Annotated in this window: 9 protein-coding genes; 3 read left to right on the forward strand and 6 right to left on the reverse strand. The window is 41.1% G+C overall.

Annotated features, from left to right (window positions below):
* Positions 1 to 1,290 precede the first annotated feature (1,290 nt).
* From BP621_RS12510 to BP621_RS12520, 3 genes are all read left to right on the forward strand, one after another.
* On the forward strand, positions 1,291 to 1,689 hold the full coding sequence (locus BP621_RS12510; protein ID WP_292390452.1) for an ArsR/SmtB family transcription factor: 399 nt from the start codon (positions 1,291 to 1,293) through the stop codon (positions 1,687 to 1,689).
* Positions 1,690 to 1,824: 135 nt separating this feature from the next.
* On the forward strand, positions 1,825 to 2,880 hold the full coding sequence (locus BP621_RS12515; RefSeq protein WP_292390455.1) for a hypothetical protein: 1,056 nt from the start codon (positions 1,825 to 1,827) through the stop codon (positions 2,878 to 2,880).
* Between the two features lie 91 nt (positions 2,881 to 2,971).
* Positions 2,972 to 4,375, forward strand: a complete 1,404-nt coding sequence (locus BP621_RS12520) for a helix-turn-helix transcriptional regulator (protein WP_292390456.1) — start codon at positions 2,972 to 2,974, stop codon at positions 4,373 to 4,375.
* A gap of 198 nt (positions 4,376 to 4,573) precedes the next feature.
* On the opposite strand, the gene BP621_RS12525 is transcribed toward BP621_RS12520, so the two are convergent.
* From BP621_RS12525 to BP621_RS12550, 6 genes are all read right to left on the reverse strand, one after another.
* Complete coding sequence (locus BP621_RS12525; RefSeq protein WP_349682080.1) at positions 4,574 to 5,068, reverse strand: DUF2284 domain-containing protein; 495 nt, start codon at positions 5,066 to 5,068, stop codon at positions 4,574 to 4,576.
* 7 nt (positions 5,069 to 5,075) lie between these two features.
* Positions 5,076 to 5,213 (reverse strand): hypothetical protein, encoded by a 138-nt coding sequence (locus tag BP621_RS12530; RefSeq protein WP_292390459.1) that lies wholly within the window; start codon positions 5,211 to 5,213, stop codon positions 5,076 to 5,078.
* A 434-nt stretch (positions 5,214 to 5,647) separates the two neighbouring features.
* Positions 5,648 to 6,310, reverse strand: a complete 663-nt coding sequence (gene thiE / locus BP621_RS12535) for a thiamine phosphate synthase (RefSeq protein WP_292390460.1) — start codon at positions 6,308 to 6,310, stop codon at positions 5,648 to 5,650.
* A gap of 101 nt (positions 6,311 to 6,411) precedes the next feature.
* Positions 6,412 to 7,197, reverse strand: coding sequence for a hydroxyethylthiazole kinase (gene thiM / locus BP621_RS12540; protein ID WP_292390462.1), 786 nt, complete (start codon positions 7,195 to 7,197; stop codon positions 6,412 to 6,414).
* A gap of 199 nt (positions 7,198 to 7,396) precedes the next feature.
* A complete protein-coding gene (gene fdhD, locus BP621_RS12545; RefSeq protein WP_292390465.1) occupies positions 7,397 to 8,215 on the reverse strand; it encodes a formate dehydrogenase accessory sulfurtransferase FdhD in 819 nt (272 codons plus the stop codon).
* A gap of 16 nt (positions 8,216 to 8,231) precedes the next feature.
* Positions 8,232 to 9,365 (reverse strand): cysteine desulfurase (locus BP621_RS12550; RefSeq protein WP_292390466.1); only part of this gene is annotated, 1,134 nt, incomplete at its 5' end.

Genomic DNA, 9,365 nt, shown 5'->3' on the forward strand with positions numbered 1-9,365 from the left:
GAGCGCAGAGGGTCACGAATACCCCATTCTTTAGATTGGGGATGAAGTGAACCCTCGCCTCTTTATGGTTTCGTTTAAACCTCGGTACCGTTGCTTCTTTGTAAAGTAAGGTTTCTTAGCGTCACGGTTACAGAAGTTGGTAATGCAACTCTGCATTAAGAAAGTCTTGTAAATGGATACTTAATTATTCCCCAGAAACCGGGCGGGCGGCCCGAAGCATACCCCATCCTTTAGGGTGGGGTGGCCGCATGAAATTTGATTTTTCAATTCACTTCCGCAGCATATCTATTGCAGGAAGATATTATACCAGTTAATTCTCCAATTTACTTTTTATAGGACTACTGGCAATTTTTATGTATAACTAGGACTTAAACACTTAATAAGCAATATAAAACACGAGCAAGTCACACAAGCAAGTTGTTGCAAGTAACTTAGATGTCTTATAGTTTCACTCTACTTTTTTCTCAGCTCAATCGTGCAAGTCCTTCTTTGCTCTAATCGTCTTACCGGCTATCTGGCGATTGGCCATCCGCCGATTGACAATTTTAAATTATATCATATTGAATATAAAATTATTTACAGATATAATATGATTAACAGGGCTTAATCCGGAAAATTCGTTTTTAAACCTTAAGTTACATAAAAGGGCATAAATCATATAATTAATACTTATTAGGCTCTCCAAACATCGTATTTTTCAATAAAATAAATATTATTTATCTGTCATCCTGGAAATTCAACTGGAATTGGTTCTGAGTTAAATTCTCTAAGTGTCTTTATTTTATTCTTTACATAACCTCATAACAATAGCAAATTATAATCTCGGAACAAGAACAATTTTTAATTTGAAAAGTAACCCAATGTAAGAAAAAAGCCCAATTTTCGTCTTTAAAGGAAAATAATCCTTCGAAATAAAGTATTTAAGAATTATAAAGGGTTAAATCCCAAAATAGTCCTATTTAAAGTGTAAATCGTAAATTTAATCGGTTAACACTCCTGAAAAAGTAAGTATTCTTTTATTTTTAAATTCAGATATAGCATCTCTGTCAGGAACATATCGATGAGTAACATCCCACCCAGAGACCCAGAGATATATTGTCACAATGCAATTTTGTACCGTAATCAAAAAACGGTCAAAGCATTTAGAAAAGCATCGAAGAAGATTACGAGGAAACCATGTATGTACTAGACCTGCAATATCAATTCGATAGTTCCTGACTCAACTCTTTAATGAGTTAAAAAGAATTTCGAAAATATTCAAATACGAGAAAAAATGTAACAGGGATAAAAATGCCTGATGACCCGGAGGAAAAATTGCTGATTTTGCAGCTTTCCGAAGATTCCAAAAAAATTGCCAGACTTCTTTCAAGTGAAACTTCAATCAGAATTCTTAAATTGCTTAATAAGAAGTCGATGTCTGCAGGTAACCTTGCCGATGAGCTTGGAATACGCCTGAATACTCTCAAATACAATCTGGACTCACTTCTAGAAATCGGAATGATTAGAGTAAGGAACGTAAAGTGGAGTCGGAAAGGAAGGGAAATAAAAGTTTATGAGGCAGCGGAAAAAGTAATTGTTTTTCTGCCCGCAAAAGAGAACCTAGAAACTCCTATTTTCATGATGAAGTCCTGGCAAGACAGCTTGGAGAATTCGGAGAGGCAGGAATTCCCCAAATTGTCCTGGAGTTAATTAGAGTCTTCAGAGTTTCCGGAACGATTCTATTGCTTCTGAGAAAGACTTTTAAAAATAACCAAATATTAATATACGAACTCGAGTAAAAGATACAGTCCAGTAATGAGTTCTTTCCATAGGACGTGGCCCAGTATGAAAATCAAATTTCTGTCCTTGCTCCTTATACTTGCAGCCGTTATCATGATCTCAGGCTGCGTTGATGAGGGGGCTCAGGGCTTTAATTGTAGAGGTTCAGAAGATCTAGCTAGGACTATTTTTTTCCCCTATGTAGGGCTCCTGGACCATGGGAAATCTGAAATTCCAGGCATGCATCCCCATGAGTTTCCTCCAGGCCCTGAGTCCATGCATACTCTGAAAGATGCAACATCCCTTCTTGACAGAAACATCGAAAAAGCAGAAACGATTTCATTAAAGCTTAAAGTCGGGATTGAGCGCTACAAAGCAGAAGGGGAAGATGTTAGCAGACTTGAAGCCCTGCTTGAAGAGTATAACCGTCTTATAAAAGAGGCAAAGCAGTACCGAGCCCTTGCGGATGCAGTCTCAGGCGAAGAAAATAACAGCTCAATTGCGGATTCGAGTCAATATAACGGTTCATCCGAAAATATGAAAATAGATTATTTGATTCAGTCTCAGAAGAGTATGATGAAAGCCAATCATGTCCTGAGAGATATTTTCGGGGAGCTTAGTTCTCTAATGGAAAGCGAAGAACTTAACAATACATCCCGGCTTATTTCGGCAGGAGAAGGAAAAGCTATTCTTATGGGCAATTTCACTCTGAATCTGCACCTGGAAGATGGAGAAATGGCAATAATGGGTCTTTCCAGGGATTCCAAAATTGATATAAACGGGGATTACACATTTGAAGAGAATACCGACTCGCATGATACGGTGCAACTTTACAACATAAGTTCTGCTGATGTGAAGATTTCCGGTTCCCGTAAAACGGTAATGTTAAAAAATGAAAACATTACCCTCACTGCAGATGGCGAAGGTTATGTAGCCTTCCAGGGAAACGGCACCTACAGTGTTGAAGAGGCAGGTAGGATAGTAAAAGAAGAAAAGTGGGCGAAACCTTTCTTTGAAGACGGAATGAATCCCCAAGATCACGGGCCTGACGGAAAGGACAATAATACCGGATATGGGCCTGATAGGAATGACAATGATGTGATAATTGGGCACAGGGCATGAAGTAATATCACACTGATAGAGCTTCTCCGGAAACAGAATGCAGGAGAGAGGTTTCTTAGAGAAGCAATAACGTTCCAGGAGAATATTAAAAATGCCTGGAAAAATTGAAAATCAAAATGCAACTCTGGGTTTATCGAAAATGAATCTAAGGCTCTATATTATTTGCATCGCTGCCGTACTTGCTTTATCAGGTCCTGCCTTAGCAAACAGCACGGCTACAGTCCACGGGACGGTATACGGCTGGGATACCTTCAAGCCTCTGGAAAATGCCGTGGTTGAGGTAAATTCTACTCCTTCACAGTCCATGGTGGCAAAGTACGGCGTGTACTCTTTTGATCTGGCACCCGGAGATTATAATATTACAGCCAGTTACTATCAGAACAGTAGCGTTACATATTCGGCTAACGAGACTATTCAGATTAAAGATCAAGGAAAATATTTACGTGATCTCCTACTCCTTCCTGTTTATTCCGAGGAACTAATGGGTGATTCCAAACTAAACGGATTTTCCGAAGACCAGAACGGGACTGCAAAAAGCTCCTCCTCAAATACAACAAATTCACTAACAGACACATCCACAGGGGCGATGACAAGCAAAGGCAATTCGAGCAGCACGAATCTAGCTGATCAGATCAGAGCTGGCCATATAAATGTGAATTACCTGCTGATAACTCTTTTACTTATTCTCCTGCCTACAGCAGGCTACTTTGTCTCCAGAAAGGATAAAAAAATAGAGAAAAACCAGCCTCAAAAAAGGGTAAATAGAGTCTCAGATACAGAAGCAAACGGAAAGGGGCGTATTACAGGAGATTTTTTCAAACCAGTTAAGGTTCCCGAGCTCTCAGTAGAAGTTCATGATGAAAGGATAGGAGTTCCTCACGAAAGCTTAGACCCCAAGCTAAAACTTGAGTCTGAGATACGGGTATCTCAAGTACAGGAATCTAGGGTAAAGCCCTTCGAAACTGCATCTTCAACAGAAATAGTAGCAGATCCTGTAAAAGAGCCTGTGAAAGAGCCGGTAAAGGAATTTATACAGGAACCTGTAACAGAATCGGTAAAAGAACCTGTGAATGAACAGGTAAAGCCGGCAGTAACAGAATTATCACCTGAAATCCTGAAAGAGAAATTGCAGGAAGAGTCTGCAGAAATTAAAGTGGGTTCTCAGGAGAACGAAATAGAGCTGGTTGAATCTGAGCCGCAAAAAGAGAAACAGGAAATTTTCTCTGAAGAAGCTGGGGATAAGCCCGCAGAGAGTCACGAAACTGAAATTCCTGCTTCAAAAAAGAAGCTTCCGCTTCCCGCAGACCTCCAAGAAGTCATGGATATAATTCGAGGTCAGGGAGGCAGGATTACACAAAAGGACTTGCGCAGTAAGCTGAAGTACTCCGAAGGAAAGGTTAGCCTCATGCTTGCAGATCTGGAAAGAAGAGAACTGATTGAAAAGTTCAAAAGGGGGCGTGGGAATGTTGTTATCCTGAGAGATGAGGAGCGTTGAAACTCAGTATTTTCATTTTTCAGTATTTCATACCACACTTTATACTCATATATTTGTGGCACCCTTTTATTCCCTCCATCAAGAGAAGGGTTTTAAGCCCTTCTAAATAAAATTTACGATCATCTATGACTTTAATTAGTTAATAACCAATTATCATGCTTTATAATTTTCAAAATAGCATTCAATTAACTGATAGTTTCAGTCAATCAATAGAAGAGACATGGGTTCAGGTTGCCCTTTAATGGGGAATTCCAGGGGCATACCAGATTCCGCGGCAGTTTTCTTCATATTTATCCCAACGGCATGTTCCGGAATTCTCGCCATATTCGAATGGATACAGATTCCCTTTTCCACATTGCATTTTTCACATAGCCTGCATGAACCGTTCACAAATGCAACCGCAAAGGTGAATCCTTCGTTAAAAGCTGCTTTTTCAAGCTCTAGCATTGCGGATGCCATTTTCTTGCTATAGTCAAAATATTCTTCCCAGAACTTGGCGGCTTTTTCCCTTGTTTCCTCAGACTCAGTCGGGTCAAGCCAGGTTTTGTATGGAGCTTTTGCAATTTCTTCATCTGCAATTGCAGGCGACCTGAACTTGACAAGCATCGCATAGCTGTATTCTTTCAGTATTTCCCGAAACTCATCGACGGTGGGAACATGCGGTGGGCATGTCAGCTTTTTCCCGTATCCTATACAGCCCCTATTTTAAAACCACTCTTTTTTCTACAAATACCTTATAAGTGAGAATTATCTTTGCGTCAATCGCTTCCAGTTCCAGAGCTTTTTTCACAAGAAAATCAAATTCCTCAGGTTTTATGCCTCTAGATGACAAACTCATCCCTTCCAAAAACTTATTTTCAATTAAAAGCATTTTATTAGCCATTGTTGTGTTAGAAAATAAGTACTGTCAGTTCAGGGTACTATTTAATTGTACGTAAATATTTTTATCAGTTTAATTTTTATTTATTAAAGTGGCTAGATTAAACTTCTCTCATGTGAGATTCTTCATTATTTCGTAAAAATTTTGAATTGGAGCCTGTCCAAAAAGTAGAAAATAGACTAACAAAAAAGTAGAATAATGGATTCATAATACTGTTTGTACAATAGGAATGGAAACTTAAAAATATTGTACTTTAGTTCTTATGCGCATGAATAACATTCAGAGTAGCTGGACTTTTCGGATGGCTCTGAAATGGGCGTTTCTTCAGAAAACTTAGGAATGAGGTGGAGAAGGATGAAAAAAGGTTGAGAATAAATCCTTCTCATTCTTTATTATGCTTTTTTGATTCTCCGGATTTTATCAATAAAATACTTAGTTTCTGTCTTTACATCATCACTGCACACGACTGCAGAAATTGCGACCAGGCTATCAGCTCCGTTTTGAAGGACACTCTCGCAATTTTTCTTATTTATTCCGCCAATAGCAACTACAGGAAGCTTTACTGCATCTTTAACTTCTCGGATTCTAAGAGGACCGACTCCGTCTCCGGCATCTTTTTTGGTCGCAGTATCGAATATAGGACCAAGCCCTACATAGTCAGCCCCATTTTTCTCAGCCAGAATTGCTTCCTTCCTGTCATGCACACTAAGGCCGATTATCTTATCCTTGCCAAGGAGTTTTCTGGCAGTCTCAATAGGCATGTCGTCCTGGCCTATATGGACTCCATCTGCATCAACTGCCAGAGCCACATCGATCCTGTCATTTACCAGAAAGACTGCTCTGCCGCTGCAGATTTTCTTGATTTCGGAAGCTTCTTCTACCATCGCTTTCGTGCTTTTATCCTTTTCCCGGTACTGCACAATCCTGCAGCCTGACTCGACTGCCTCCCTTACATCGGATAAAGTCCCTTTTTTCGAGAGTCCGGAATCTGTAACGAGATAAAAATCGATTTCTTTTAAAAGGTGACTTTTCCGGCTGAAGCCTTTCTGGTTCATAATGCTTGATCCATCCAGTATGCACATTTTTTAGAAATAGTTCATTAAAAAGATATTGTTTATAATATCTTTTTAATATCTCATAAATCAATTTTCTTAACTTAGCGTTCTTCAAAATTCATCATACTTTTTACTTTTTCATCCGACATGTTGAAAACTTCATCATACAGGTTAACCTTGAAACTTCCAGGCCCTCTTGATTTTCCAGCTGCAAGTTCCCCTGCAACTCCAAAGTAGCATAGAGCATCTCTGGCCGCTTCGCAGTAGTCCGGGTTAATAGCAGCAAATGAACCTATTACTGATGCAGCCATGCATCCAGTTCCGACAATCGACCCCATGAACTCATGCCCGTTCTTCACAATGAAAACCCTCTCTCCATCACTTATAACATCTTCTTTTCCTGTCATCACGACAACGGAAGAGCTTGATTTTGCGAATTCTTTCGCAATCTTTAAAGGGTCCGCATCAATCGAAGTAGCTTCAACCCCTCTTGTCTCAGCACTCTCACCTGCCAGCTTTGCAATTTCCGAATAATTGCCTTTTATGATATCGATACGGACAGAATCAAGGATTTTAGCAGCCATTTCATTTCGGAATTTTGTAGCCCCGACCCCGACAGCATCAAGCACAACCGGAATTTTCTTTTTATTTGCTGCAGCCGCAGAGAGAAGCATGGAATCAATGATTTCCGATGTCAGGGTTCCGATGTTAAGCACAAGAGCCGATGAAATCCCTGTCATCTCAGCACATTCATCAGGAGCATGCGCCATTATAGGCAACGCGCCAAAAGCTCTTGTCATATTTGCACATTCGTAAATAGTTACCCAGTTAGTTATATGATGTATGAGGGGTTTTGTTTCTCTTATTGTTTTTAATGGGTTATCCATAAGATTCCTCGATAGACGTTTTGAATTCTGCATAGTCTGAATTTATGAATGATTAAAATTATTCTTAATTGTTATTTAGCAAACATTCATCTGGGAAATTAATCAGAACTCATAATTAAACATTGAGGGTCTGGAATTAAGTATTAAACCGGAGTTAAGCATAAGAATCCAGAACTAAGCACTAAAAGTCTTACTAAACTTACTCCGAGTTCAGGATCCTTTCTGCGCCTGTGTAAATATTCATCTTTTGGCTACGGACAAAGCCGATAATAGTAAGGCCAGCTTGCTCTCCCATACTTATGGCAAGTGTGGTGGTTGCACCTCTGGATGCGATAATAGGAATATTAGCCATCAAGCACTTCCTTACCATTTCCGAAGAAAGCCTTCCCGAACAGGTTACAATTGTCCTTGAGAAGTCCACACCATGTCTCAGTCCGTAACCTATTGCCCTGTCAAGGGCATTATGCCTACCAATATCTTCTATTACGCAGATTTTTCCTTCCGGCTCGAAAAGCCCTACAATGTGTATGCCGCCTGTTCTGGTATGAAGATCTGAGACCAGTGTTTCTTTCATTATGTTCTTAATTGTTGAAACATCAGTGACCAGATCGGAATGGATTTCTGGGAGGCGGTCCGAGTCCAAATATGAAGCGTCGCCTCCACACCCCGAAAGGACAGTTTTGCCTGAAAGCATGATTGAAAACGGGTCTTTTGTCAGGACATTGACACTGAGAGGGCTGACAACATCTATTTTTCCGCTTTTGTCTCTGTTTTTATCTATATTTCGTTCTCTGCTTTCTTCTATATGCAACGATTCGATATCCTCGAGTTTGCGGATAATCCTTTCCGTATATAAAAATCCTGTCACAAACTCTTCAAGCATAGTCGGGCTTACCATAGCGGTTAGAGCATGACGGCCGTTAACAAAAACTGCAAGAGGCACTTCCATTACAACTTCGTGAGACGACCGGACCATTAACCCGTTATTGTATTTCATACAGGGGACCGTGCTGTACATCCTCATACCCTATTCCTTATACCATACGTACGATCTCTTCAACGGTTTCAATAAGCATGTCAACATCTTCCGAGGTATTGTATAGGTAAAGACTTGTTCTGACAGTGCCGTTTTGAAGCCCAAAGTGTTTCATTAGTGGGATACAGCAGTGATCTCCCGAACGGACAAGCACTGCTGCCCTTTCGTCAAGAAAATAGGCTATCTCGTGTGGGTGAATTCTGTCTATGGTAAAAGAGACAACCCCAATCCTGTTTTTTGTGTCCTGCGGCCCGTAAACAGTGATCTTATCTATCCCAGCAAGCCCTGTGAGAAGACGTTCAGTTAGCTTCTGTTCATGCCTGAATATGGCATCCATCCCCAGGCTTTCAAGATATTTCACTGACTGCCCAAGCCCGATCGCGCCTGAGATATTAGGAGTACCGCCCTCAAACCCCTGGTAGCCACCAGTCAAAATATAACCCTCAGTTGTAACATCCTCGACCATGCCTCCTCCCAGTATAAGAGGAGAAATAAGCGTATCTCGCATCCACAGCACGCCAGTGCCCGTTGGTCCTAGCATCTTATGGCCTGAGAAACACAAAAAATCGCATCCAAGAGCCCGGACATCCACAGGAACGTGGGGGACGGACTGTGCCCCATCAACCAGAAAATAGGCTCCCTGGGCTTTGCAGATCTCAGCAATCTCCCGTACAGGCTGCACGGTGCCAAGTACGTTTGACACATGGCTGACCGCAACTAGCTTTGTGTCATCGGTAATTGCCTCTTTAAATGCTTCCAGATCAAAAACCCCAGCTTTACCAGGCTGGATAACAGCCACTTCAACACCTTTTTGGCGCAGCCGAAGCCAGGGAAGCAGGTTGGAATGGTGCTCTACAACTGTTGTCACTATCCTGTCCCCTGGATGCCAGTCGAGCCCGGCTGCAACCATGTTGATAGCTTCGGTCGTATTCTTGGTAAAAACTGTCGTGCCCTCTTTCCCGCCAATGAAGTTGCTGACCAGCTCATGTGCATCCTGATATTTCTGGGTTGCAACCCTTGTAAGCCTGTGCATTCCCCGACCAACATTAGCGCGGTATTGCCGGTCATATTCGTTCATTGCAGCTATTACAGGCTCAGGAACAAGGCTGGTTGCTGCGCTATCCATATAATG

It is taken from the genome of Methanosarcina sp. UBA5, from assembly GCF_002505485.1.
Lineage (GTDB): Archaea > Halobacteriota > Methanosarcinia > Methanosarcinales > Methanosarcinaceae > Methanosarcina.

Bases quoted from the DNA above. Each gene is read 5' to 3' on its own strand.
- BP621_RS12510 (WP_292390452.1), top strand. From the start codon at position 1,291: ATGCCTGATGACCCGGAGGAAAAATTGCTGATTTTGCAGCTTTCCGAA.
- BP621_RS12515 (WP_292390455.1), top strand. From the start codon at position 1,825: ATGAAAATCAAATTTCTGTCCTTGCTCCTTATACTTGCAGCCGTTATC.
- BP621_RS12520 (WP_292390456.1), top strand. From the start codon at position 2,972: ATGCCTGGAAAAATTGAAAATCAAAATGCAACTCTGGGTTTATCGAAA.
- BP621_RS12530 (WP_292390459.1), bottom strand. From the start codon at position 5,213: ATGAGTTTGTCATCTAGAGGCATAAAACCTGAGGAATTTGATTTTCTT.
- thiE (WP_292390460.1), bottom strand. From the start codon at position 6,310: ATGAACCAGAAAGGCTTCAGCCGGAAAAGTCACCTTTTAAAAGAAATC.
- thiM (WP_292390462.1), bottom strand. From the start codon at position 7,197: ATGGATAACCCATTAAAAACAATAAGAGAAACAAAACCCCTCATACAT.
- fdhD (WP_292390465.1), bottom strand. From the start codon at position 8,215: ATGTACAGCACGGTCCCCTGTATGAAATACAATAACGGGTTAATGGTC.